Origin of the sequence: Streptomyces flaveolus (assembly GCF_044765825.1) — a bacterium.
Classification (GTDB): Bacteria; Actinomycetota; Actinomycetes; order Streptomycetales; family Streptomycetaceae; genus Streptomyces; species Streptomyces flaveolus.
In genome coordinates this window covers 820,649-844,256 of record NZ_JBIWKU010000002.1, presented here as the reverse complement: position 1 = coordinate 844,256, position 23,608 = coordinate 820,649, and the positions used below count along the sequence as shown (strand labels likewise).

26 protein-coding genes and 1 pseudogene are annotated in these 23,608 nt (G+C 73.6%); 10 read left to right on the top strand and 17 right to left on the bottom strand.

The window, feature by feature from the left end; genetic code table 11:
• Nucleotides 1-142: 142 nt before the first annotated feature.
• The 3 genes from ACIRG6_RS09285 to ACIRG6_RS09275 all read right to left on the bottom strand — a co-directional run bounded on the left by ACIRG6_RS09285 (nt 143) and on the right by ACIRG6_RS09275 (nt 2,707).
• The gene (locus tag ACIRG6_RS09285) at nt 143-1,183 is read right to left on the bottom strand and encodes an NAD(P)-dependent alcohol dehydrogenase (protein WP_364684271.1); all 1,041 of its coding nucleotides are present in this window, start codon (nt 1,181-1,183) and stop codon (nt 143-145) included.
• A 67-nt stretch (nt 1,184-1,250) separates the two neighbouring features.
• Complete coding sequence (locus ACIRG6_RS09280) at nt 1,251-2,030, bottom strand: SDR family NAD(P)-dependent oxidoreductase (RefSeq protein ID WP_364684269.1); 780 nt, start codon at nt 2,028-2,030, stop codon at nt 1,251-1,253.
• Between the two features lie 11 nt (nt 2,031-2,041).
• The gene (locus ACIRG6_RS09275) at nt 2,042-2,707 is read right to left on the bottom strand and encodes a TetR/AcrR family transcriptional regulator (protein ID WP_351141271.1); all 666 of its coding nucleotides are present in this window, start codon (nt 2,705-2,707) and stop codon (nt 2,042-2,044) included.
• 156 nt (nt 2,708-2,863) lie between these two features.
• On the opposite strand from ACIRG6_RS09275, the gene ACIRG6_RS09270 reads away from it, so the two are divergent.
• Both ACIRG6_RS09270 and ACIRG6_RS09265 read left to right on the top strand, forming a co-directional pair.
• Nucleotides 2,864-3,100, top strand: coding sequence for a hypothetical protein (locus ACIRG6_RS09270; RefSeq protein ID WP_364684266.1), 237 nt, complete (start codon nt 2,864-2,866; stop codon nt 3,098-3,100).
• A gap of 274 nt (nt 3,101-3,374) precedes the next feature.
• A complete protein-coding gene (locus ACIRG6_RS09265; RefSeq protein WP_364684264.1) occupies nt 3,375-5,033 on the top strand; it encodes a catalase in 1,659 nt (552 codons plus the stop codon).
• Nucleotides 5,034-5,066: 33 nt separating this feature from the next.
• On the opposite strand, the gene ACIRG6_RS09260 is transcribed toward ACIRG6_RS09265, so the two are convergent.
• Complete coding sequence (locus ACIRG6_RS09260; protein WP_403321769.1) at nt 5,067-5,930, bottom strand: fructosamine kinase family protein; 864 nt, start codon at nt 5,928-5,930, stop codon at nt 5,067-5,069.
• 92 nt (nt 5,931-6,022) lie between these two features.
• On the opposite strand from ACIRG6_RS09260, the gene ACIRG6_RS09255 reads away from it, so the two are divergent.
• Nucleotides 6,023-6,346, top strand: coding sequence for a hypothetical protein (locus ACIRG6_RS09255; protein WP_318217112.1), 324 nt, complete (start codon nt 6,023-6,025; stop codon nt 6,344-6,346).
• A 68-nt stretch (nt 6,347-6,414) separates the two neighbouring features.
• On the opposite strand, the gene ACIRG6_RS09250 is transcribed toward ACIRG6_RS09255, so the two are convergent.
• The gene (locus ACIRG6_RS09250; RefSeq protein WP_403321766.1) at nt 6,415-7,752 is read right to left on the bottom strand and encodes an arsenic transporter; all 1,338 of its coding nucleotides are present in this window, start codon (nt 7,750-7,752) and stop codon (nt 6,415-6,417) included.
• A gap of 251 nt (nt 7,753-8,003) precedes the next feature.
• Between ACIRG6_RS09250 and ACIRG6_RS09245 the strand changes: the two genes are divergently transcribed.
• Complete coding sequence (locus tag ACIRG6_RS09245; RefSeq protein WP_318217110.1) at nt 8,004-8,531, top strand: hypothetical protein; 528 nt, start codon at nt 8,004-8,006, stop codon at nt 8,529-8,531.
• A 254-nt stretch (nt 8,532-8,785) separates the two neighbouring features.
• On the opposite strand, the gene ACIRG6_RS09240 is transcribed toward ACIRG6_RS09245, so the two are convergent.
• Nucleotides 8,786-10,054, bottom strand: coding sequence for an MFS transporter (locus ACIRG6_RS09240; RefSeq protein ID WP_403321764.1), 1,269 nt, complete (start codon nt 10,052-10,054; stop codon nt 8,786-8,788).
• A 531-nt stretch (nt 10,055-10,585) separates the two neighbouring features.
• On the opposite strand from ACIRG6_RS09240, the gene ACIRG6_RS09235 reads away from it, so the two are divergent.
• Nucleotides 10,586-11,611 carry an NAD-dependent epimerase/dehydratase family protein gene (locus ACIRG6_RS09235; protein ID WP_403321761.1) on the top strand — a complete coding sequence of 342 codons (1,026 nt, stop codon included), beginning with the start codon at nt 10,586-10,588 and terminating at the stop codon, nt 11,609-11,611.
• 71 nt (nt 11,612-11,682) lie between these two features.
• Here ACIRG6_RS09235 and ACIRG6_RS09230 read toward each other — a convergent pair whose 3' ends face one another.
• The 3 genes from ACIRG6_RS09230 to ACIRG6_RS09220 all read right to left on the bottom strand — a co-directional run bounded on the left by ACIRG6_RS09230 (nt 11,683) and on the right by ACIRG6_RS09220 (nt 13,155).
• On the bottom strand, nt 11,683-12,246 hold the full coding sequence (locus tag ACIRG6_RS09230; protein ID WP_225630585.1) for a hemerythrin domain-containing protein: 564 nt from the start codon (nt 12,244-12,246) through the stop codon (nt 11,683-11,685).
• A gap of 88 nt (nt 12,247-12,334) precedes the next feature.
• Nucleotides 12,335-12,868: a DoxX family protein gene (locus tag ACIRG6_RS09225; RefSeq protein WP_364684254.1), complete on the bottom strand. Its 534-nt coding sequence runs from the start codon at nt 12,866-12,868 to the stop codon at nt 12,335-12,337.
• Nucleotides 12,869-13,002: 134 nt separating this feature from the next.
• Nucleotides 13,003-13,155, bottom strand: coding sequence for a hypothetical protein (locus ACIRG6_RS09220; protein ID WP_364684328.1), 153 nt, complete (start codon nt 13,153-13,155; stop codon nt 13,003-13,005).
• A gap of 187 nt (nt 13,156-13,342) precedes the next feature.
• Between ACIRG6_RS09220 and ACIRG6_RS09215 the strand changes: the two genes are divergently transcribed.
• Nucleotides 13,343-13,984, top strand: a complete 642-nt coding sequence (locus tag ACIRG6_RS09215) for a GNAT family N-acetyltransferase (protein WP_403321758.1) — start codon at nt 13,343-13,345, stop codon at nt 13,982-13,984.
• Nucleotides 13,985-13,999: 15 nt separating this feature from the next.
• On the opposite strand, the gene ACIRG6_RS09210 is transcribed toward ACIRG6_RS09215, so the two are convergent.
• From ACIRG6_RS09210 to ACIRG6_RS09200, 3 genes are read right to left on the bottom strand one after another with little or no spacing between them, the layout of a single operon-like run.
• A complete protein-coding gene (locus ACIRG6_RS09210) occupies nt 14,000-14,725 on the bottom strand; it encodes a metallophosphoesterase family protein (protein ID WP_318217103.1) in 726 nt (241 codons plus the stop codon).
• Entirely contained in the window at nt 14,725-15,021 is a 297-nt protein-coding gene (locus ACIRG6_RS09205) for a BON domain-containing protein (RefSeq protein WP_364820607.1), read from the bottom strand. Before ACIRG6_RS09205 ends, ACIRG6_RS09210 begins: the two co-directional genes overlap by 1 nt.
• Nucleotides 15,018-15,716: a nucleotidyltransferase family protein gene (locus ACIRG6_RS09200; RefSeq protein WP_403321755.1), complete on the bottom strand. Its 699-nt coding sequence runs from the start codon at nt 15,714-15,716 to the stop codon at nt 15,018-15,020. Before ACIRG6_RS09200 ends, ACIRG6_RS09205 begins: the two co-directional genes overlap by 4 nt.
• A gap of 144 nt (nt 15,717-15,860) precedes the next feature.
• On the opposite strand from ACIRG6_RS09200, the gene ACIRG6_RS09195 reads away from it, so the two are divergent.
• The gene (locus tag ACIRG6_RS09195) at nt 15,861-16,169 is read left to right on the top strand and encodes a hypothetical protein (RefSeq protein WP_318217100.1); all 309 of its coding nucleotides are present in this window, start codon (nt 15,861-15,863) and stop codon (nt 16,167-16,169) included.
• A 27-nt stretch (nt 16,170-16,196) separates the two neighbouring features.
• On the opposite strand, the gene ACIRG6_RS09190 is transcribed toward ACIRG6_RS09195, so the two are convergent.
• Nucleotides 16,197-17,375 (bottom strand): PP2C family protein-serine/threonine phosphatase, encoded by a 1,179-nt coding sequence (locus ACIRG6_RS09190; protein WP_403321754.1) that lies wholly within the window; start codon nt 17,373-17,375, stop codon nt 16,197-16,199.
• Nucleotides 17,376-17,541: 166 nt separating this feature from the next.
• On the opposite strand from ACIRG6_RS09190, the gene ACIRG6_RS09185 reads away from it, so the two are divergent.
• Both ACIRG6_RS09185 and ACIRG6_RS09180 read left to right on the top strand, forming a co-directional pair.
• Nucleotides 17,542-17,955 (top strand): SRPBCC family protein, encoded by a 414-nt coding sequence (locus tag ACIRG6_RS09185; RefSeq protein WP_318217098.1) that lies wholly within the window; start codon nt 17,542-17,544, stop codon nt 17,953-17,955.
• A gap of 142 nt (nt 17,956-18,097) precedes the next feature.
• Entirely contained in the window at nt 18,098-18,730 is a 633-nt protein-coding gene (locus ACIRG6_RS09180; RefSeq protein WP_403321752.1) for a hypothetical protein, read from the top strand.
• Nucleotides 18,731-18,788: 58 nt separating this feature from the next.
• Here ACIRG6_RS09180 and ACIRG6_RS09175 read toward each other — a convergent pair whose 3' ends face one another.
• The 4 genes and pseudogenes from ACIRG6_RS09175 to ACIRG6_RS09160 all read right to left on the bottom strand — a co-directional run.
• Complete coding sequence (locus ACIRG6_RS09175; protein WP_350726532.1) at nt 18,789-19,178, bottom strand: peptidase M23; 390 nt, start codon at nt 19,176-19,178, stop codon at nt 18,789-18,791.
• Nucleotides 19,179-19,243: 65 nt separating this feature from the next.
• Nucleotides 19,244-19,618 carry an SH3 domain-containing protein gene (locus ACIRG6_RS09170; RefSeq protein ID WP_364820604.1) on the bottom strand — a complete coding sequence of 125 codons (375 nt, stop codon included), beginning with the start codon at nt 19,616-19,618 and terminating at the stop codon, nt 19,244-19,246.
• Nucleotides 19,619-19,754: 136 nt separating this feature from the next.
• Nucleotides 19,755-20,597, bottom strand: a complete 843-nt coding sequence (locus ACIRG6_RS09165) for an MBL fold metallo-hydrolase (RefSeq protein WP_403321749.1) — start codon at nt 20,595-20,597, stop codon at nt 19,755-19,757.
• A gap of 281 nt (nt 20,598-20,878) precedes the next feature.
• Nucleotides 20,879-21,200 (bottom strand): annotated as a pseudogene (locus tag ACIRG6_RS09160) (cbb3-type cytochrome c oxidase subunit I); the annotation flags it as partial.
• A 1,088-nt stretch (nt 21,201-22,288) separates the two neighbouring features.
• Between ACIRG6_RS09160 and ACIRG6_RS09155 the strand changes: the two are divergent.
• Nucleotides 22,289-23,566, top strand: a complete 1,278-nt coding sequence (locus ACIRG6_RS09155; protein ID WP_350716817.1) for a cation:proton antiporter — start codon at nt 22,289-22,291, stop codon at nt 23,564-23,566.
• Nucleotides 23,567-23,608: the final 42 nt, after the last annotated feature.

Genomic DNA, 23,608 nt, shown 5'->3' with positions numbered 1-23,608 from the left:
AGACGATTCACAACCGGCCGGCCGTCCACATAGATTCGACGGGCCGCGGGGGCACGACCGGAACGGGGGACCGGTCGCGCCCCCTGCTGCCGTTCGCCCCGGCCGGGCAGCGGCCGGGGCCGTGGCGAAGGGGCGGGCCCGGTCAGCCGTGCGGGAGGATCACCGCGCGTCCGGCGACCTGGCCCGAGTGGAGCCGCTCGTAGGCGAGCGGGGCGTCGTCCAGGGAGTACGTCTCGGTGTGCACCGACACGGCACCCGACCGGGCCAGGTCCAGCACCTCGATCAGCTCGCTGCGGCTGCCCCAGTAGGGGGCGCTGACCGACACCTCGAAGGGCAGTAGACCGAAGCCGACGGGAAGGGCCCCGCCGCCGATGCCGACCAGCGTGACATCGCCCTCGACGGCCGCGACGGCGCCGGCGGTCTGCACGGTCGGTGCCACCCCGACGAAGTCGAACACGGCCTCGGCACCCAGGCCGCCGGTGATCTCGCGCACCGCGTCCGCCGCCTTCGCGTCGGACAGCACCGCCTCGTGCGCGCCCACCTCACGGGCGAGGCGCAGCTTGTCCTCGCTGACGTCGAGGGCGACGACCCGGGCGGACGTCAGGGCGCGCAGCAGCTGGATGGCGACGTGGCCGAGGCCGCCGGTGCCGATGACCACCGCCGTCGAGCCGGGGACCAGCTTGGGCAGCGACCGCTTGATCGCGTGGTACGGCGTCAGCCCGGCGTCCGTCAGCGGCACCGCCGCGACGGGGTCGAGCCCGTCCAGCGGGACCAGGTGCCGCGGGTCGTCGATGAGCAGGTACTCGGCCATCGAGCCGGGCCGGCCGAGGCCCGGCGGGCGGATGCCCAGCTCTTCGGCGCGCAGGCAGTAGTTCTCCTTCCCCTGCGCGCACTTGGCGCAGGTGCCGCAGCCCCAGGGGCCGTACACGGCGACCGCGTCGCCCTCCGCGAGACCCGTCACCCCGGCGCCCAGCGCGGCGACCGTGCCGACGCCCTCGTGGCCGAGGGTGAGGGGAAGCTCGTACGGGAAGCCCTCGGCGGGCCAGCTCATCACCGCGATGTCGGAGTGGCACACCCCGGCGGCGGTGACCTTCAGCAGGACCTGGCCGGGGCCGGGCTCGGGGTCGGGGACGGTGACCACCTCGGGCGGGGCCCCGATGGTGCGGTACTGCAGTGCCTTCATGGCCGAACTCCTCTGTTCTGTCCCCCGTGGTTGCGTCCCCCGTGACCGCCCTGTGCGCGGCGCGGGATCAGACGGCGGTGTAGGCGCCGTCCACCAGGTGGTAGCTGCCGGCGACGAAGGACGCCCGGTCCGACAGCAGGAAGGCGATCAGCTCGGCGACCTCCTCGGAACGCCCGAGGCGGCCGGCCGGGTGCAGGGCGACCAGGCCGTTGTAGGCGGCCTCGTCCATGGTCTTGAGCAGCGGGGTGTCGATGAAGCCGGGGCCGACCGCGTTGACGCGGATGCCCTGGGCGGCGTACTCGGCGGCGGCGGCCTTGGTCAGCCCGACCACACCGTGCTTGGCGGCGACGTAGGCGGGGGAGCCGGCGAAGGCGACGGAGCCGAGGATGGAGGCGACGTTGACGATGGCGCCTCCGTTGCCGGCGGCCTGTATGGCGGGCAGTTCGTAGCGCATCGAGTAGAAGACGCCGTCGAGGTTGGTGCGCACGACGCGCTGGTAGGCCTCGATGTCGTACTCGCCGGTCGGGGCGCTCGGGCCGCCGATGCCGGCGTTGTTCACGGCGAGGTCCAGGCCGCCGAAGGTGTCGACGGTGAAGCGCACGGCGGCCTCGACGGACTCCGGGCGGGTCACGTCCAGCTCGACGGCGGCGGCGCGGATGCCCTCCGCCGTCAGGTCGGCGGCGGCCTTCTCGGCGCCCTCGGCGTTGTAGTCGGCGATGACGACGTTCGCCCCGCCGGAGCCCAGGCGGCGGGCGGTGGCCAGGCCGATGCCGGACGCGGCGCCGGTGACGAGGGCCGTGCGGCCGGCGAACTCGGGGGCGGCGGGGGCGGTGCCAGTGGTGCTCATGGTGCTTGCTCTCACTCTTCGGTGGTGCTGTCGGGGACCGCGGCCGCGGCCTCCGAGGTCAGGGCGTCGTAGGCCCGCTCCACGAGGGCGGCGAGGTCTGCGGCTCCCGGGTCCTCCTCGGTACCGCGCGCCCACAGGCGCAGGGCGGCGACGAGGACTCCGGCGGCGGCGTCGACGATCGCGGCCGGGCGCACGTCCCGGGCGTCGTCGGTGCCGAGCCGGTCGGCGACGATCCGGATCGACTCCTCCTGGGCGTCGACGCGGATGCGCTGGTAGGCGGCGAACAGGTCGGGCTCGCTGTCCACCAGGGACAGCAGCCGGCGCATCCGGGGGCGCACGTGCCAGGCCGGGTCGTCCCGGTCGGCCAGCCAGTCGCGCACCGCTCTGCGATAGGCGAGCAGGGGCGGCTCGTCGGCCGGACGGAGGCGCAGCAGTGCGTTGATGCGGTCACCGTCGCGGCGGACGAAGTCGAGGGCGGCGTCCTCCTTGCCGGCGAAGTGCCGGCTGAACGTGCGGCGGGTGACGTCCGCCCGTTCGGCGATGGCCTCCACCGTGGTCCCCGCCGGCCCCTGTTCCAGGATCAGGTCACAGGCGGCGGTGGCCAGCGCGTCGCGGGTCTGCCGCGCCTTGCGCTGCCGCCGGTCCTCGGGGGCGGTGGGGGGCTTCGCTGCCTTCATGTCTCCGAGCGTACACCGAAAATGTCCCAGTGGGACATGTGGCCCAGTGGGACATCACAGTGTCCGTGGTGCCGGCCCCGGCGACGTCGTGTGCCCCGCTGCGGCCCGGGTACCCGGCCCCGGACCCCGGACGAACACCTCGAAGAGGAGGCCCGCATGACCAGCGGTACGGAGACCGGCGGTGTGACCGGCACGCAGGACAAGGACTACAACCTCATCTGGTACGTCGAGTCGTGCCTGAACAACGCGCTGCGCCTGGAGACGTACATCCAGGACGCCGAGCGCACCAAGGACACCGAGGTCGCGGAGCTGTTCCGCAAGGCGCAGGCGGACAGCCGCAAGGGAGCCGAACTGGGCAAGGGGCTGCTGCGCGCCCGCCTGAACGGCGGCTGACGGCGAATCCGCCGCCCCCCGGGGCCCGGCCACCGTCACGACGCGGTGACCGGGCCTTCGGCGTGCCGCGGCCATCCGGCCCCCGCGCGCCGCGGACGTGGGGCCTCGTCCTGTCGCACCGGCCCGCACGACACCGCCGCGGAAGCTGCGCAAACTGGGGTGTGACGGACACCGTGTGCCCGGGTACCCGGGCCGCCCATGTGCGCGGCCGACGGCCGCCTCGCAGCTCAGGGCCGCGTCCGACGGCGGCCACGAGTCGAAGGAGTCCACGACCATGACGGACGTATCGAGCCAGGGACCCGGCCCGGGCGACGACCGGAAGGTGCTCACCAACCGACAGGGGCACCCCGTCCACGACAACCAGAACCAGCGCACGGTCGGTGCCCGCGGCCCCGCCACGCTGGAGAACTATCAGTTCCTGGAGAAGATCAGCCACTTCGACCGGGAGCGCATCCCCGAGCGCGTCGTGCACGCCCGCGGCGTGACCGCGTACGGGTACTTCGAGGCCTACGGCGCCTGGGGCGACGAGCCCATCGACCGCTTCACCCGGGCCAAGCTGTTCCAGGAGCGGGGCAAGCGCACCGACGTGGCCGTCCGGTTCTCCACCGTCATCGGTGGCCGTGACTCCTCGGAGACGGCCCGCGACCCGCGCGGCTTCGCCGTGAAGTTCTACACCGAGGACGGCAACTGGGACCTCGTCGGCAACAACCTGGGCGTCTTCTTCATCCGGGACGCGATCAAGTTCCCGGACGTCATCCACGCCCTCAAGCCGGACCCGGTGACGTTCGAACAGCAGCCGCGGCGCATCTTCGACTTCATGTCGCAGACGCCCGAGTCGATGCACATGCTGGTCAACCTGTTCAGCCCGCGCGGCATCCCGTCGGACTACCGCCACATGCAGGGCTTCGGCGTCAACACCTACAAGTGGGTCAACGCCGAGGGCCACACCGTCCTGGTCAAGTACCACTGGATCCCCAAGGTGGGCGTCCGCAGCATGACCGAGGAGGACGCGGCCAACGTCCAGGCCCAGTCCCTCGGCCACGCCACCAAGGACCTCTACGACGCGGTCACGCGCGGGGACTACCCCGAGTGGGAGCTGCGGGTCCAGATGATGGACGACCACGAGCACCCGGAGCTCGACTTCGACCCGCTGGACGACACCAAGGTCTGGCCCGAGCAGGAGTTCCCGCCGAAGCCCGTCGGCCGGATGGTGCTCGACCGGATGCCGGAGAACTACTTCGCCGAGAACGAGCAGATCTCCTTCGGCACCGGTGTCCTCGTCGACGGCCTGGACTTCTCCGACGACAAGATGCTCGTCGGCCGCACCTTCTCCTACAGCGACACCCAGCGCTACCGGGTCGGCCCCAACTACCTCCAACTGCCCGTCAACCAGGCCAAGAACGCTCAGGTGCGCACCAACCAGCGCGACGGCCAGATGACCTACCACGTGGACGGCGGCGGCGAGAACCCGATCGTCAACTACGAGCCGTCGATCACCGGCGGCCTGCGCGAGGCCCAGTACGCCACGCACGACGACCAGGGACCGGAGATCCGCGGCCGGCTCACCCGCAAGCGCATCCCGCGCACCAACGACTACCTCCAGGCCGGGCAGCGCTATCTGCTCATGGAGCAGTGGGAGCGCGACGACCTGGTGGCGAACTTCATCGACCTGCTCTCCCAGTGCGACCGGCCGGTCCAGGAGCGCATGGTCTGGCACCTCCTGCTGGTCGAGAACGACCTCGGCCTGCGGGTCGGCGAGGGCATCGGCATCAGCCCGCAGGACGTCAGGCACCTGGAGCCGCTGGCGAGTCAGGATCTCACCGACGAGGACCGCGAGCGCCTGGCCAACCTCGGCAAGAACCCGCCGCGGGACGTGGAGGGCCTGACGATGACCCACTGCGTCCCCGACGAACGGCACGTCGTGACCCGCTGACGACGACCGTCACCGCACGGGCCGCCCTGCCGGTCACCCGGCCAGGGCGGCCCGGGCCGCGGCCACGGCCTGCTCGGCGTAGCCGCGGCCGAACAGCACGGCGTGCACCAGCAAGGGGAAGAGCTGGTGCACGCCGACGCGGCCCGCCCAGCCGTCGCCGAGCGGCGCCGCCTCCCGGTAGCCGTCCAGGATCCGCTCCAGGTGCGGGCAGCCGAACAGGCGCAGCATCGCCACATCGGTCTCACGGTGACCGCCGTGCGCGGCCGGATCGATCAGCCGGACGTGCCCGTCGGCGCCCCACAGCACGTTGCCGTTCCACAGGTCGCCGTGCAGGCGTGCGGGCGGCTCCGCGGGTCCCGCCAGCTCGGGCAGCCGCTCGCACACCCGCTCCACGTCGGCCGCCTCCGCGGCCCGCACGGTGCCCGCGTCGACCGCGCGGCGCAGATACGGCAGCACCCGGTGCTCCGCGTACCACCGCGGCCAGGCGTCCCCCGTGACATTGCGCATCGGGGCGAGCCCGATGTACGCCTCCACGGGCCCGCCGGGCGGCGGGGACCCGAACGCGGGCGCCCCGGCGGCGTGCAGGGCCGCCAGCTCCCGGCCGAACCGCGCCGCCGCCTCCCCGCTCGCCGGTCCCTGCGCGACCCGGTCGGTGACCAGCCAGTACGCGTCGTCGCCGTGCACCGCCGGGATCCGGACGGCGCCCGCGCCGGCCAGCCAGCGCAGCCCCGCGGCCTCGGCCCGTGCCGCCCCGGCGCCCTCCCCGCGCTTGACCATCACCGCGCGTCCGTCGTCGAGGTCCACTTCGGCGAGCGTCCCGGACAGCCGGCGCTCACCGGTGACCGCCCGGCCGGTGAGCCGGGCCGCGGCGGCCGACGGCGAGGGTGCGTGAGACATGGCGGCCAGACTACGGCCGCCGCACCGCCGACCCGGTGAAAAACGCTCACGGCGCCGAGGGAACACCCTGGGATCGGGGGAGCAGTGAGACTATGACCAGTTCAGCGTTCCACCGCACCATCGTCCTGCCGGCCCCCGTGTGCGAACAGGCCGCACAGCATCTCGAGCACGCGGTACAGAAGGCCATCGACGGCGCCGCGACCCCCTGGCGCGCGTTCCGCGGTGCCGACGGCGACGACTTCGCGTTCTCCGTCCCGGTGGTCGAGCAGGCCGCCGGCTGCCTGCTGGTGCTGGCCGCCGAGAGCGCCCAGAGCCTGCGCCCCTCCGCCCTGCGCGCCCTGATCACCGTGGCCCTGCACCTGCGGGACGCCGCCGAGGCCGTACGGCGTCCCACCGTCACCGGCGGAGCGTGGTGAACGCGGGATCCGGTGAACGCGGGCGGTGATCCGCCGGGTGCGGGTGCGGGTGCGGGTCTCGGGCGGTGTCACGGTCCGATGAGGCGCAGCATGCCCCACAGCGCCACCGTCGAGACGGCCAGCGTGGCCGGGACGGTGAGCAGGCCGAGCCGGGTGAACCGGCCGAGGTCCGCCTCGACGCCGTGCCGGTGCAGGACACGCCGCCACAGCAGGGTGGCCAGCGAGCCGACGTAGGTCAGGTTGGGGCCCAGGTTCACGCCGATCAGCACGGCGAGGACGGGGCCCGGTCCGGCGGGCGCGGTCAGGGGGAGCAGTGCCAGGACGGCCGGCAGGTTGTTGATGAGGTTGGCCAGCACCGCGGCCACGGTCGCCACGCCCAGCAGCGCCAACAGCGAGTGACCCTCGGGCAGCAGGTGCCCGAGCCCCGTGGCGAGGCCGCCCGCCACCACACCCTGCACCACGATGCCCAGGGCCAGCACGAACAGGCAGAACAACGGGGCGGCGGCGCCCACCAGCTCCCGAGGTGTGACATGGCGCCGCGACAGCGCCCGCACACCGAGCACCAGGACCCCGGCCAGCGCCGCCCACGCGGGCTCCAGCCCGGCCGGCGAGGCGACGGCGAAGCCGGCCAGGGTGAGGGCCAGGACGACGACGGTGAACCGGGGGACAGCGGGATCCGGGACCCGAACGGGCGGCCCGTCGCCGGGACCGGCGCCGGTTCCCGGCTTCGCGGCGGACGCGGGGACGGGTGCGGGGAGGGCCGCGGGCACGGACAGGTCGGCGCGGAAGAAGCGGCGGAACACGACGTACTCGACGGCGATCGCGGCCAGCCAGGGCAGGGACATCAGCGCGGCGAACCGGGTGAAGCTCAGCCCACTGGCCGCGAACGCCAGCAGGTTGGTCAGGTTCGAGACCGGCAGCAGCAGGGACGCCGAGTTCGCCAGGTGCGCCGTGGCGTACACGTGCGGACGTGCCCGGGCGCCCGACCGAGCCGCGGTGGCGAGAACCACGGGGGTGAGCAGGACGACGGTGGCGTCCAGACTGAGCACGGCCGTGACCGCGGCGGCCACCGCGAACACGCCCGTCAGCAGCCGCCGCGGACTGTCGCCGCACCGGCGGGCCACCGCGGCGCCGACGGCCTCGAACAGGCCCTCCTTCGCGCACAGGTACGCCAGCATCAGGACCAGGGCGAGGAAGCCGACGACCGGCAGCAGCGTGCGCGTCTGGTCCCAGGCCTCGTGCGGTGTGACGAAGCCGAGCACCACGGCCAGCGCGGCGGCGGGTACGGCGGCCGCGGCCTCCGGCAGCCCACGGGGGCGCAGCACGGCGAAGGCCAGGACGGCGAGCAGCAGGACGACCGAGAAGGCCTCGGGGACGAGGGCGGTACTCAGGGGGTTCTCCTCCACACCAGTGACCGGGCGGGCACCCGGTGATCGGCAGGGTCCAAGGATGACACCGCTCGGTAAGGGCGGGTCACGTCCGGCCGGGCGGTGCCGGGCCGGATGTGTCCGAGGCCACGCCGTGGAGGAGGCCCGGGCCATGTCCGGCGCGGTGCGTCGCGGGCTACGGTTTCCGCGGGCTTCCCGTCCCAGGACCCCGGGTCCTCGCGAGGGCCGGGGTCCCTGTCCCCACGACGAGCAGTTCGGACGGTCCGGCAGTGCAAGCAGATCTCTCCCCCGTGATCGCGGCGACCACCCAGTGGCTGACGTGCGCCTATCCGGCGTCCGGCGGCGCGCTGGCCTCCGCCCTGTGCGAGGCGCAGGCGCGGCAGGCCGTGACGGTCGCGGCGCGGCTGCGCTATCCCACGCCGATGGACGCCGCGCTGATGTCCATGTCGGGTCCGGGCGGGTCCGGCCGCCTCGACTGGATCACCGGGGTGGACGGCACGCCGGCCGCCGACATGGACGAGTACGCCTGGCGGACCTGGGTGGACGAGGTCGTGACGAGCTGGGCGGCCTGTCTGCTGACCGACCCGGAACTGGCCGCCCTGGCCGTTACGGCGCTCGCCGAGGCCGGTCCGGCCGCCGGGACGGCGGTCGAGTTCCGCCGCCTGCTCGCGCCCGACGAAGGCGACCGGAGGGCGGCGGCGCTGCTGCGCCACCCGGACCTGCTGGCGTCCGTGGCGGAACTGCACCTGGACGAACTCATCGACCGACTCGGGCTGGGTCAGGCACGGGTCGCCTGACCGGCGGTGGGGTGGGATGCCTGCGGCGGCCTGTGCGGGTGCCTCCGGGGGTGGTGCGGCGTCCGCTGCCATGGCGCCATAGCTGCGGGCAGTCGTGCCGCTGGGGCGGCACGGGTGGGCGCAGCGGCACCCGGCAGCGCCGGGCCCGCGACCCGCCCCCGGCCAGCCTCAGCGCCGGGCACCCCGCAACGCCGGGCCACGCGACCCGCACCCACGCCGGGTGCCGAAACAACCTCGCCCCCCGCCCCGCAGGGTCACGCCGCCGTCCCCAGCGCCGCCCGCGTCGGCGGCTCCGGCGTCGCCGGGGTGGCTGCCCCTTCCAGCACCGCGCGCGCCGGCCTGCGGGCATGCAGCACATACCCCGCGCCGATCGTGGCCGCGATGATCAGGCCGCCCGCCATCAGCGCGCCACGCGCCCCGGCCAGCTCCATCAGCAGGCCCAGCACCGGCGGCCCGCCGAGGCTCCACACCGTGCCGACGCTGCCCCACACCCCGAGGACCCGGCCCCGCAGGTGCGCGGGCGGGTCGGTCTGCAGGACCGCCGTGCCCGCGGTGTCGGAGACGGACTCCACCACCGCCATCGGCAGCACCATCACCAGCAGGACGGCCAGCGACGGTGACAGCCCGGCCACCACCTGCAGCAGACCGCCCGCCGCCGCCAGTGCGCCCACGACCCGCACCGAGGGCCGGCGCAGTCGGGCACCCAGGACCGCGCCGACGATGCCGCCGACCGCCAGGACGGTGGAGACCGTGCCGAACGAGCCCGCACCGCCCGCCAGCGGCCCGGTGACGAGCACGGCCAGAGTGAGCTGGTAGTTGCGCCCGAAGACGGCGCTGACACCGGTCACGCCGGCCAGCGCGAGCAGCCGGGGACGGCGTACGAAGAAGGCCAGGCCCTCCCGCACGCTCATGCCGCCGTCCGCGTCACGCCGGCCCCGCGCGGCGCGCACCGCAGCCCCGGCCGTCCGGACGGCCCCGCGGGCGGGGCGGAGGAAGGGGATGACCGATGCCACGAACAGGAACGACAGCCCGTTCGCGGCGTAGGCGGCGGCCGTACCGAGGAAGCCGACCGTCACACCGGCGAGCGCGGCGCCCGTGAGGCGGCCCGCCTGGTGCACCAGCGCGCCCACCCCGATGGCGGACGGAACGTCCTCGGGCGGGACGAGGTCGTTGCCCAGCAGGGAGCAGGCCGGGCCGTCGACGGTGGCGATGACGCCGGTGACGGCGGCCAGCACCATCAGGGAGGTGATGTCGAGGCGGTCCAGAGCCACCAGGAGGGCCGTCACGAACGCCACCGCGCCGAGCAGCGCCTGGCTGACCGCGGCGGTCAGTTTCCGCGGCCAGCGGTCGACGGCCGCGCCGCCGAACACGCTGATCAGCAGCGCGGGCGCGGCCTGAACGGACATGGACAGGCCCGTCGCGGCGGCGGACCCGGTGATCTGCAGGACCAGCAGGTTCTGCACCGTGAGCTGCATCCACGTGCCGGCGTTCGACACGAAGTTCGCGACGGACCACCAGCGCATGCTGCGGTGCCGCAGGGAACGCCACGGTGAGCGGGACGCCGACGCGGACGGAGCCGGTGCGGGAGGCGGCGCAGGGGCCGGCGGAGCTGGGGGTGGAGAGGAAGACACAGTGCGCCACTCGAAGGCGAGTCGTAAGACCCGAAAGGGACAGGAACACGGGAGTGAGGACGCCGGCTGCACTGCGCGGCCACCCCGATGAGCCGGGACACGGCGCCGACCATCGTGGCAGAAGGGGCGGCCGAGTCGATGACGGCCGACCGTGCGACGCCGGTCCTGCGGACGCGAAATGGCAGAGCACGCAGGCTGCTTGGCCGCGTGAGTGTGGTTGATCACAGGTCGCGGGCTGCTCGGAGTGACCGTCCCGGTACTCGTGACGGCCGCCACAGCGTGCCGCGCGTCCGTGACCCGCGCGACGACGGCGTACCGGAGGGGTACGGCAGGCGTCAGAGCATGAAAGCGACTCGGTGGGGCACCCGGGGCCCGCTCGTCACGCGTTCCGCCGGCGCAGCGCGGAGGAAGGACGGTCTCCTCATGATGCCGATGGCGACGTTCACCTCGTACGACAGGGCCCGCGCACCGTGGGGCCGGGCCCTGGTGACCGGCGGTGCCGGCTTCCTGGGCTCCCACCTCTGCACCCGCCTGCTGGATTCGGACGTCGAAGTCGACTGCCTGGACAACCTCTCCACGGGGCGGGCCGAGAAGGTGGCCCATCTGGCCGGCCGCCCCGGGTTCCGCTTCCTGGAGCGGGACATCTCCGAGCCCGGCTGCGCTCAGGCCCTCACCGGCCCGTACGACCTGGTCCTGCATCTGGCCGGCCCCCCGTCCCCCGCCGCCTGGCCCGAGCGGCCCGTCGAGCTGCTCGACGCGGGCAGCCTCGGCACCCGTGCCGCCCTGGCCGTCGCGGCACGGGACGGCGCGCGGTTCCTGCTCGCCTCCTCACCGCCGTACCTCCCGGCCGGCCCGCGTCACGCGGACCCGGGCCACGACGCCGACCCGGTCGGCCCGCACAGCGCCTGGGCCGAGGCCGTCCGGTTCGCCGAGGCCCTGGTCGCCGCGCACGCGGGCGGCCACGGCTCGAACGCCGGGATCGTGCGGCTGTTCACCGGCTACGGGCCCGGCATGCGGACCGACGACGGCGGACTGCCGGCGGCCTTCATCGAGCAGGCGCTGGCCGGGCAGCCGGTCACCGTCGCCGGGGACGGCAGCCTCGGACACCCCCTGTGCTACGTCGACGACCTGGTCGACGGCGTGCTGCTGGTCGCGGCCGGCCGCTCGGTACGGCCCGTGGACCTCGGGGGCGACGAGGAACCGACGGCCGTCGAGATCGCACGGCGCGTGATCGACCTGACCGGCTCCGACTCACCGCTCGTCTTCGTCGACGCGCCGGGCGACCGGCCCGTGCCGCCCCGCCCGGTCACCGGCTTCGCCCGCGAGATCTTCGGCTGGCTGCCGGGCGTGACCTGGCAGGACGGCCTGGAACGCACCGTCGCGGCGTTCCGGGACCGGCCCGAACCGGTGCCGACGACGGTGACGAGGGAGCGCGCGGGGGATTGGTGAGTGCGCCGGAGGGACAGAGGAAGGGGCCCGTCGTCGACGGGCCCCTTCCTCTGTCCTGCGTTCTCGTGCCGTCAGCCGGACTTGCCCCGGCCCGTCAGCGCGTCCCGCACCCGGTCGACCATGCCGGCGCCCGGTGCCAGGAGCTTGTTCATCGGGGGCTTGTCCGGGGCGGAGGGGTGCGGCCGCGTCGGCGCCGTCTTCTTGGCCTGCCGGACCTTGTCGCCCAGCTGGTCCAGGGCCTCGGGCGGACACGCCTCGCGGAGCCTCGGGAAGAGGTTGCCCTCCTCGTCGGCGACATGGGCCCGGATCTCGCTCATCAGCTTGCCGATCAACCGGTCGAACTCGGCGTCGTCCGCCTTGCAGCCCTCCAGGTCCTTCATGATCTGCTCGGCCTCGGCGTGGTCCTCGAGCTCCTTGTCGGCGAGGGCGCCTCCGTTCGGCACGTGCTCGCGAACGGCCGGGTAGAGGTAGGCCTCCTCCGCCACCGAGTGCCGGATCAGCTCGATCGTCACCTGATCGGCGTACAGCTTGCGGTCCTTGTGACCGGCCGGCAGCGCCTCGATCTTTCCGAAGAGCTCCTCGACCTCGCGGTGATCGGTCGTCAGCTCGTCGATGACGTTTCCACCGTGTCCCATGTTCCATCTCCAGTCGGTTCGTGACGGTCGGGGGTAGGGACCCGCCACGGGCGTCGGGTCCCCTCGCGGACGCTGGGCCGATGCCCGGTCAGCAGCCCAGCCTGGACCGGACGCTGCCGGCCGCCGCCGCGGGGCGTGCCACGGCCCGGACCGAGCGCTGCACCGTGTGGGCCTCGTGCCGCAGTCCCTTGGCGGCGTGCCGGCCCCGCCACATCAGCGAGGGCGCGCCCCCGGTGTCGTCCGCGGCGATCAGCAGGCCGCCCATCATGGACACGTTCTTGAGGAAGTGGATGCGCTGCTGGGCCCGGTCGGCCGGATCCTCCGCCTCCCAGAAGCGGTGCCCGGCCAGTGTGGTGGGCACCAGGGTCGCGGCGATGGCCAGTGCGGACAGCCGGGGGAACTTGCCGAGTCCGAGCATGATGCCGCCCACCACCTGTACGGCACCGTTGAGCCGTACGAGTTGTTCGGTGCTCTCCGGCAGTGCGGCCACGCGGTCGGTCACGGGCCGGGTGATGGGTTCTGCCAGCGGCGCCACGTCCTGGGGACGGCGCAGGGAGTGCAGGCCGCCTGCGACGAACATCGAGGCGAGCATCGGCCGGCCGGCCATACGCAAGAGACTCATGACGCTCTCTTCCAGGGTTTGCCAAGGGTGTGGTGTCTACCGGGATCATCAGGTGCCCCGGCCGGGCGGCGCCATTCGGCGCCGGGTGCGGACCCGGCGGCCGTCGCCACCGGGCCGGACGGGTTTCCCGCAGGTCACAGGGTGGGGAGGATCTGCGGCGACAGGTTCTTGATCATGGTGTTGGTCCAGCGCATTTGGCGCAGCGTCCGCGGGTGGCAGGCGGAGGCGAGGTCCGGGAAGACCGCCGTCCCTCCACGCGGTGCAGGATCGACGCGGACCGTACCCACCACTGCACCGCCCCCCGGGGCCACGCCCTCCGCGAGGACCGCCCCAGGGATGCGCGATCCGGTCCGCCGGCTCCTCCATACAGGCCTCCGCCCGGGTTCCGTGCCACTGGCGGGCGGCGGGTACCCGCTCGCCACGGACCCATGCGCGAGGGTTGTGGGAGCGCTCCCAGACGGGCAGGATGCTGCGGTGACCCCGACTGCCGCCGTACGCCCCTACCGCCCCGCCGACGCACCGGCCCTCGACGACATCTGCATCCGCACCGCCCACAACGGCCGCGACAGCCGGCCCGTCTACGCCGACCCCACCGTCCTGCCCGCCGTCTTCGCCGCCCCCTACGTCCACCTCGACCCGGACCTGGCCTTCGTGCTGGACGACGGGCAGGGGCGGGCCGTGGGCTACATCCTCGGTACGGCGGACACCCCGCGCTTCGCCGAGGAGTTCCGCGCGAAATGGCTGCCGCGGGTCGCCGACCGCTATCCGGCGCCGGACGGACCGCCCGGTACCCCGGACGAGCTCATGGCCACCCTGCTGCACGACCCCGAGCGCATGATCGTGCCCGAACTGGCCGTCTATCCAGCCCATCTGCACATCGACCTGCTCCCCGAGCGGCAGGGCCGCGGACACGGACGGGAGCTCATGCGCACGTTCTGGCGGGCGCTGCGCGAGCGCGGGGTGCCGTCCGTCCACCTGGTCATGGCGACGGCCGACGTCCCCGCCCGCGCCTTCTACGACCGTCTGGGCTTCCACGAGATTCGGGCGGCCGGCCTGGATCCCGCGGACGTCACCTGTCTGGGGCGGACGACCGAGGACCGCGTCGGCCGTTCCTGAGCCGCTGAGGGGACCTCAGGCCGCGCCGAGCTGGTAGACGTTGAAGGCCCGGCGGATCACCGGCTGGGCCACGTTGCGCACCCGCACCCCGCCCGACGTCATGCCGTGCTCCGTGCCCAGGTGCGCGTGGCCGTGGACCGCGAGGTCCGCGCCGGCGGTGTCGATCGCCTCGGCCAGCAGATAGCTGCCGAGGAAAGGATGGATCTCCGGCGGCTCACCGGCCAGGGTGTCGGCCACGGGGGAGAAGTGCGTCAGGGCGACCCGCACCGCGCAGCCCTGGTCGTCCAGCTCCTTGAGCGCGGCGTGCAGGCTGTCCGCGGAGCGGCGGGTGGTGCGCACGAACTCCTTCATGACCGGCTCGCCGAACTCCCCGGCGCTGCGGCCCACGAAGCCGCCGCCGAACCCCTTGGTCCCGGCGATCCCGACCCGGTTCCCGGCACACTCCACGACCGTCGCCTCGCCCTCCAGGACCGTCACACCGGCGTCCTGGAGGATGGCGGTGACCTTCTCGGGCTGCTCGTCGTGATGGTCGTGGTTGCCGAGGACGGCCACCACCGGCACCGGCAGGCCGCGCACCTCCCGGGCCACCACCCGGGCCTCCTCCGGCGTGCCGTGCCGGGTGAGGTCCCCGGCGAGCAGCAGCAGGTCCGCGCAGTCGGGCAGGGTCTCGAAGGCGGGCCGCAGCAGTCCCTGGCTGTCGAGGCCCATGTGGATGTCTCCGACGGCGGCGACGCGGATCATCACAGCTCCTCGGCGTGGTCGGGGCGGGTGGTGTCGGCCACCACGACGTCGCTGTGCACGGTGACCCCCGCCAGCTCCTCGCGCACGACCCGCAGCAGCGTGTCGCGGCACTGCGCGGAGGGCACCGTGCCGGTGACCGCGACGGCCCCGGCCCGGATCTCGGCCCGCACCCCGAGCTCGCCGAGCTCTTCGGCGGCGAGCCGCTCCTGGAGGTGGGCGACGCGGTACTCGACGTTCTCGGCGGCGGGTGCGGGTCCGCTCGCGGCGGGCCCCTGGTGTGCGACGGGGTCGCTCATCGGTGCTCCTCCTTCGCGGGGGAGGCCGGGGAGATGATCTCCAGCCGTTCGAGGATGAAGAAGAACGCGGCGGGCATCGGAGCGTCGCCGCAGTCGCGGCGCAGCTCGTCCCAGTCGATCTTCTCCCGCAGCGTGCGGGCGATGGGCAGCACCGCCCCGAAGTCGCAGTGGTGCTCCGAGAAGGCGGCCAGCAGACCGCGCAGCAGGTCGGTCGGCGACAGGACCGGCATGAGCACCGAGTCGACGGAGAGTTCCTGGGCCCGGTCCAGCAGTTCCGCCGTGACCGGCTGGTGCGCCAGTTCGAAGATGAGGTCGACCTGCTGTCCCAGGCAGTTGGCCTTCAGCAGCCAGTCCTCGGGCGGTGTGTAGACGTCGAGGCCCGCCTCGCGCAGGGTGCGGGCGACGGCTTCCGCGTCCTCGGGCCGGATGCAGAAGTCGACGTCGTGCTGGAGGTTCTGGGTGCCGCCGTGCGCGTACACGGCGACACTGCCGGCGAGGGCGAACCGCTGCCCCTCCTTCTTCAGGATCGCGCCCACCTGCTTGGCGGCCTGGAGGATGGCCTGGTTGCGGTCGACCGGGAGTTCCTCACGGAGTCCGTCGTCACGGCCGGACGGCCGGGGGTCCCCCGCCGCCGGACGAAGCTCGGAAACACCGGCGCGCCGATCGAGAACGTGATCGTCGGCGGGCTGCGTCATCGTTGTCCCCTCTCCGGGCTGTCGCCTTTTACGGACCGGACCGGTCGTCACGCCGTTGCGGGTACCCGGCGTGGCATCACCGACACGAGGCCCTACCGCTCGCCTGCCCGGGAGTGCCCGGCCGATTCCGGGCACCCGGACGTCATGAACGAGCAGCAGCAGCGGCAGCAGGACGACGCGGACCGCCGGACCGTCGAGCGGCTGGTGGCGGCGTGGCTGGACGAGACCGCGCGGCACGACCCCGCCGCGGCCCGAACGGCCCGCGCCGGCTGGGAACGAGGAGCCCTGCCGGAGCGGGCCGCGCAGGACCTGGCCACATGGGTCACCGCGCGGATCACGGACACCGGCTTCACCGAGGACGAGGGACCGTACGTGGAAGGGCCCGTGCGCATCAGCCCGTCGGACAAGGACACCGTGCAGGGCTGGCTGCGGGCCCACGGCCACCGCGTGTGAATCGCCGGGCGGCAAGCGCCCCGGGCGTCAGTCGGCCCGGGGCCGCCACTCGAACATCAGGAGGGTCGCGTCGTCCCGCAGCCGGTCCTCCTGGCTGTCCAGGATCGAGTGGATCAGACGGCGCATCGACTCCGGCGCCAGCTCCCCGCCCGCCGTGGCCCGGATGACGTAGTCGGCGAACCGTTCGAGTCCCAGCAGCTTCGCCTCCCGGCTGCGGGCCTCGGTGACCCCGTCCGTGTAGACGAGCACCCGGTCCCCGGGCTCCAGACGGATCTCGTGCGTCTGGCGCGGCTGGGAGGTGAGCTGGGACGGCACGCCCATGGGCGGGTCGGCGTCGCGCTCCATGGCGTCGGTGATCAGCCGGTGGTCGCGGATGAGGATGGGCGCCGGATGGCCGCAGTTGCACCACCGGAGCATGCCGGTGGCCAGGTCGAGCTGGGCGATGAACGCCGTGCAGAACTGGTCCGGCAGCCAGCGGGAGAGCGTGTCGTCGACGGACGCCACCAGCTCGGACAGTTCGGCGCCGTTGCGCCGGGCGTTGCGGCAGGCGGCCAGCGAGACCGCGCTGGTGAGCCCGGAGGCGAGGTCGTGCCCCATCGCGTCCAGGACCGTGACGTGCAGCGTCGTCTCGGTCAGCGAGTGGTCGAAGGCGTCGCCCCCGATCTCGTAGGCGGGCTCCAGGACGGCCGTCGACACCACCTGGCCGTCGCCGATGGTGCGGGGCGGCAGGAAGGCGCGCAGCATCTCGGAGGGCAGCTGCATCCGCTCGGTGCGGATGCGCCGCACGTACGAGTCCTCGTAGGCCCGTTTCGAGGTGATCATCATGGCCAGCAGCGAGGCGAGCGCCCTGCCGCGGGTCAGCGAGGCCGACGTGAGAGCCGCCTGGCTCACGGCCAGGACCCCGAGCCGCTCCGCGCCGTCCAGCAGCGGGTACCAGGCGATGACCCCGCCCGACTCCGCCTCCTCCACCCGCAGCGACTGCGTGCGGTAGGCCCAGCCCGCCAGCGATCCGTCGACCGGGACCGCCGAGGCGACATCGGTCTGCGGGACGAGCTGCCGCTGCTGGAGGTCGACGAGGTAGACCACGGCGTGCTGCAGCCCGAGCGCCTTGGAGCAGCGGGTCACGGCGGTGGCCAGGTCCAGCGTCAGGTGGTCCGGGTCGGCGAGGAAGTCCAGCAGCGCGTCGCTCGCCTCTGACGTCGACACCTCGTCTCCCCTCTTCGAGTGACCGCCGGGTCGGGCGCACTGCGCAGCAGTCTGGCACCGTGCGCCGGGGCGCGCGCGCCGAGCGGATCGGCCGCGGGACGCTTCGGCCGCCGGGGACCGGGCACGCGGTCCGTCGGACGAAACTAGCGATGAGGAGTGGTGCCCCATGACCGAGTACGAGCGTTCCCGCACCATGCCCGCACAGCCCGAGCAGGTCTTCGACCAGGCCGCGAACGTCGGTCAGCTGGACACCTGGCTCCCGCGGGAGCTGCACGTGGAGGTGGAGGAACCGCCCGCCGTCACCGTGCACGAGGACCGCAGCGACCAGGACACCTCCGCGCTGCTGAGCGCCCGGCCCGAGCAGATGCGGCTGGAATGGGGCACCCGCGACCAGGGCAGCTACGCCGGCTGGCTGCAGGTCGCCGGCCTCGACGCCGGGGCCAGCGAGGTCACCGTGCACCTGTCGTTCTTCGACGGCAGCCACGACCCGGGCGGGCAGGCGGTGGCCGACGCCCTCGACACCAGCCTGCGGCGCCTGGAGGAACAGGTGCGGCTGCGCACGGACAACACGGCCGGCTGACCGGCGCGACCGCCGCCGCTGTTGCCCGGCGGTGACATCCGGGACGAATCCGTTGCGGAGGAAGAGGGCAACCCATCGCGGTCATGTCGGGTCGTACTGGGGGAAACACCGACCGGCACCGATGAACCGACATGGGGGACACATGCCCGTCCGCACCCGAGGAGTCCGTATCGCCGCGGCCGCACTGGCGGCCGGCGCGGCGGTGGCCGTCGCCGCCGTCCCGGCCACCGCGGCCACGCCCGGCTACGGTACATCCGGCTCCGCCGAGCCCGCCTTCCTGGAACCGTCCGAACTGCCGCCGCACCCCGCCTCCGACTGGTACGCCGGACCCGTCACCGCCGGGCAGCCCGACCCGCTGCCGATGTGCGTGGGCGAGGCGCTGCCGTCCATCGCCTCCCACCGCCGGTACTGGACCGAGTACGACACCGGCGCCCTCCAGGTCACCGTGGTCGAGCGCAGCACGAAGCGGGCGAAGGAATTCGCGGCCCTGCTCCGCGCGGACCTCGACGACTGCGCGCGCAAGGTGATGGAGCAGTACCCCGACATCACCGCCACGCAGAAGTACTACGGCCGGCTGAACGTGGCGGACGGCGCCCACGTCTACGGCGTCCGCACGGTCTCCTCGTGGGGCTCCTCCGACATCGGCCTGTTCTCGGTCGGCCGGGACGGCACCACCGTCACCGTCGTGCAGTGGGGGCAGATGGGAACCTTCGAGCACGCGCAGGTGGCCGACTTCAAGGCCACCACCGTCACGGCCGTGAACAAGCTGTACTGACACGCGAGGGGCGGGCCGGTCGTCCCGGCCCGCCCCACCCCGTGCTCCGGCGGCCCGGTCAGCAGTCCGGCACGCCGGCGATCTTCTCGCCGCCCCGCAGGTACAGGTTGTTCACCCAGGCGATGTCACTGCCCGCGAACTCCTGCACCGCGGTCCACCAGCTGTTGCCGCCGACGGCCGGGTCGTACACGTACTGCCCCCGCTGCTGGCAGACGGCGTCCAGCCAGTAGTGCGAGCGGACCGCCAGCACGTTGGAGCCGGTGGTCGGCTGCTGGCGCAGGTTGACGTCGCCGGCCCAGATGTAGACGTCGGTGAGCGACGGGTCGCCGCCGCTCACCGTGGCCGGGGCGGCCTCGGCCGTGGCGGCGAGCGCCCCGGCGGTGAGCGCGGCCGCCGCCAGCACGGTGGCGGAGCGGCGCAGCAGTCGCTTCATGTGTGTGTCCCCCATGATGTGGTCCCCCATGTGGTCGGTCGGTGTGCGGGCCCCGCGGGCCCGGTGTCGGGCCGTGCCGGTCAGCAGGTCGCGGAGGCCGGCAGGTCCCCGTACTCGTCGCCCTTGAGGTAGACGGCGCTCACATAGCCCTCGACGAGCTTCACCCAGACGTTGTTGGTGTAGCCGTTGTCGCTGATGGTCTCGCCGCGGGTCCAGCAGTACGCGCCGCGCGGCTGACCGGCCACGACGGAGCCGACCTTGGCGTAGGAACGGGCGGGCCCGGAGCGGACGTTGACGGTCTCGTAGGGCTCGACCGCGTACGGCGCGGCCAGGACCCGGTCGCCGCCCCGACCGGCGTCGGAGGCCGCGAGGGCGGTGGTGGCGGTGAGCGGGCCGAACAGCGCCAGCGCCCCGGCCCCGACGAGCGCGACCCTGGTGAACGGGCGAACGGTCATGTGTGATTCCCCCTGTCCTGATGTGCCGCCCTGTGGTGGTTGGCCGTCGGACGGCATCCGGTGTGCACTCAGCACTGTAGGGAGAACCGGCGCGCGGGGGTCCCTCACAAGTGTCAGGGTCCCGGCGGTGCCCGCGCTACGTCACGACGGGCGGTCCCCCGCCCGGACGGAAGGTCGCCTGCTGACCGTGCCGGCAGTGCACGATCCGGTCCGCGAGCCCCCTGCGGTCGGCCTCGGCGAGGAAGGCGTCGAGCGGCGAGCGGAAGACCGTGTAGTCGTCGTAGTGCACCGGCAGGATCTGTCGGGGGTTCAGGCGCCGCGCCAGCTCCGCGCCCTGGCGTCCGTCCATGGTCACCACGAAGCCGCCCGGCAGGGTGGTGCCGCCCAGGTGCAGCACCGCCAGGTCCAGGTCGGGGAAGCGGCGGGCGATCTCGTCCAGGCCGTCGAAGAGCAGCGTGTCCCCGGACACGTAGAGCCGGTGCAGCGGCGGCGCGTCGGCCGGCCCGACCTCCAGCAGGCTGCCCATCACCGGCGGCAGCAGGCGCCGCAGCGCCGGGTGCCCGGCGTGGCGGCCGGGCAGCGCGGTCACGCGTGCCTGCGCGTCTCCGTGCCGCACGGTCTCCTGCTGCCAGGTGCGCAGTCCCACGGCCCGGTGGAATCCGTGCAGGCCCTGGAGCCGGCGGGAGGCGTGCGGGGTGGTGACGATCGGCAGCGACCGGGACAGCCGACGCCGGGCCACCCGGTCCCAGTGGTCGCCGTGCAGATGGGACAGCAGTACGGCGTTCAGGTCCGGCAGGTCGCGGGGGTCGAGGGCGGGCTCGGTCAGACGGCGGCTGGTGAGGCCGTGACCGAGGTAGGCACGCTGCCCGCGGTGGAGGAAGTTCGGATCGGTCAGCAGGCTCAGCCCCCGGTACCGGAGCAGCACGGTGGCGTTGCCGATGAAGTGGATCCGCAGACGGTCGTCGGGGGACGGGGACATCGGCGTGCTCCTCTCCGGGAGTACTCGCCGGACCCGGCCGGCCCGGATCCTCGTGGAAGCGGGGAGTACCCCTCGTGCGGGCGTTCACCCGGGCACCGGCGGGACGGCACCGGAGGTGTCCGCGAGGCGGACCGGGGCACCCAGGCCGCGCGGCGTCGTCGTCATCATCGGCGTACGCGGCCCTGGCGGCCCGTCACTCGCCGGGCTCCCCGGCGTCGCGGCGCCCGGTCGTCTCCTTCTGGTCCCTCCGCGCGAGGCCGGGACGGTGCAGGTCGAAGGCGGGGCGCGCCGATCTGCAACGGCACGACCGCGTCGGCGATCCGGCGAAGGCCGGGGTGGCGAACAGCAGCAGCATGATCGTGCCGTGCGTCGTGAAGGCCTGGTTGTACTGCTCGTGGGAGAGCAACTGCGAGCCCGGCCGGGTCGGTTCGGCCCGGACGAACATGGCCGGCGCCCCGGCGACGAGGAAGAACCCGAACGACGTGATGAGGCAGAGGTGGCCGATGCGCTCGTGGTCGGTCGTGGCCACGAGACGAGCACCCGTCCCGTGCGACGGCGCGGTGCCGCCGGGGCCGGAGCGATCGGTTCGGTCCGAGTCGCCATCGGACCGGGGCACCGCAAGCCTGACCGGCTGCGTCGATGCCACGTCACACACCCACCGATGTAGGGCTGATTGGCTGATCGTTTCTATCCGTCCGGGTGCGTCGTAGGCCCTAAGGAGCGAACCGGCCGTCACCCGAATGGCCCCCGCGCGCTATTGGTGACGGCCGATCCGGTGTCTCCTGGAGTGTGTCAGCGGCGTCCAGGCTGGGAGGCCGGTCATGTACGAAATGTGCGTGGGCCCGGAAAAGACGGGCGGAGCTTTGGTGTGGCACGTGATGGCCAAGCAGGCCGCGGCCACCTTGTGCGGACAGAAGCTCCGCGAACGTATTGAGGCATCCGACGGTGAAAGGGCGCGTCACTGCCCTGACTGCATGGCTTCGTTCGAGAGGCTGATGACAGCGACTCCGTGCTGACGGACCGTCCGCGACGTCGACCGCCCCACCGCATCCTGCGGTGGGGCGGTCGGCGTGCTGTCGGGCCTGTTCCGACGACCACCCGCATGGCGCAGTGTCACGGTGTTCGGCCGGGGAAGGCGCGGATCGTGCCGGGCGCACGGTCCTCCCGCGCCCGGCACGGCCGGGTGTGCCGTACTCCCGCGACTTGGCCGTATCCCGCGCCGCGGCACGGCGGATGCGAGGCGGCCGTGATGGGTGTCGGCCCCCGCGGGTTTTGGGTGGCGTCCCCGATGGCGGCCCGGGGACGTCGCGTGTGACCGTGGAACCGCGCCGCGCCCCGGGGGCTCCCGGGGCCGGGAACGTCACGGGGGAGCCCGGCCCTGCCGCCCGTTCGGCGGGTGGTGCCGACGGCCCGGTCCGGGCCCACTGACCACGCCCGGGCGCCGAGGCGCCCGACGGCGGCCGAGGCGTACCGGAGGGGCGGCCCGGAGAAGGGGGCTCGGGGCCGGAGATCCGTACCCCTCGCCGCCTCGTCCACGACCCCGCGGGTCCGGGAGCGGCGCCGCCTCACGCCGGCGGCCGACGGCGTTCGAGCGCAGGACGGCCGACCGCGTCACACACGAAGGAGAACGCGCATCCCTTACCGTCGACCGAAGCCTTTCCGACCTTCCACGCGGCCCGAGGCGGTGGCCCGTGGGACACGCTGACACCCTGCTCGCCATGGGCGGCGCCTTTCTCGCCGCCGCGTTCCTCGCCCGCCTCGGCGGCAGGATCGGACTTCCGACGATTCCCCTGTTCATGCTGGCCGGCATCCTGCTCGGCCCCCACACGCCCGGCTTCGTCCTGGTCGAGGACGCCCACGACTTCGAGATGCTCTCCGCACTCGGACTGGTGCTGCTGCTCTTCTACCTGGGGCTGGAGTTCCACCTCGACGACCTCAAGAGCGGCGGCCGACGGCTGCTGACCGCGGGCGGCATCTACCTGCTGCTCAACGTCGGTGCCGGCCTCGGCTTCGGCTTCGCGCTGGGCTGGGGGGTGCGCGAAGCGCTGGTGCTCGCCGGTGTCCTCGGCATCTCCTCGTCCGCGATCGTCACCAAGATCCTCATCGACCTGGGCCGCATCGGCCGCCCCGAGACCCGTCTCATCCTCGGTGTCATCGTGGTGGAGGACATCTTCCTCGCGCTGTACCTGGCCGCGCTCCAGCCGGTGATATCGGGTGCCCACGGCGTCGCGGACACGGTGTTGCAGGCCGGCAAGGCGTTCGGGTTCCTGCTGGTGCTCGCTGCCGCGGCCCGCTGGGGCACCCGGCTCGTGGGACGCCTGATCGAGACCCGCGACAACGAACTGCTCGTCATCAGTTTCCTCGGCGCCGCGGTCCTCGTCGCCGGCGTCTCCGAACTCCTCGGCGTCGCCGACGCCATCGGCGCCTTCATGGTCGGTCTGATCCTCGCCGGCACCCCCTCGGGGCCACGGATCCGGGAACTGGTGCACCCGCTGCGCGACGCCTTCGCGGCGATCTTCTTCTTCGCCTTCGGACTGGCCATCGACCCCGGCGACCTCGCCTCCGTCGCCGGGCCGGTCGCCGCGGCGGCGGCACTGACCCTCGTCATGAACGTCGCCGCCGGACTGTGCGTGGCCCGCGTGTACGGCTACGGCGCCGAACCGGCGGCGGAGATCGCCACCACCCTGGTGGCGCGCGGGGAGTTCGCGCTGATCCTGGCCGCGATGGCCGCCGGCGCGGGACTCGACGCACGGCTCGCGCCCTTCATCGCCGGTTACGTCCTCGTCCTCGCCGTCCTCGGCCCCGTCGTCGCGGGACGGGCGTATGTGCTCGCCGGCGCCCTGCGGGCCGGGCGGCGGCTGCTGCCGGGCGGCCGTGCCTCCGGGCGGCCGGCGCGGGAGCGGCCCGGAGAGGACACGGCGGCCGACGACTCCGCATCGACGCCGGTCCACGCGGACGCCGAACGGTAGGAGCGGGCGGCGCCCGAACGCCCCGGACGGCGGCACGGCACC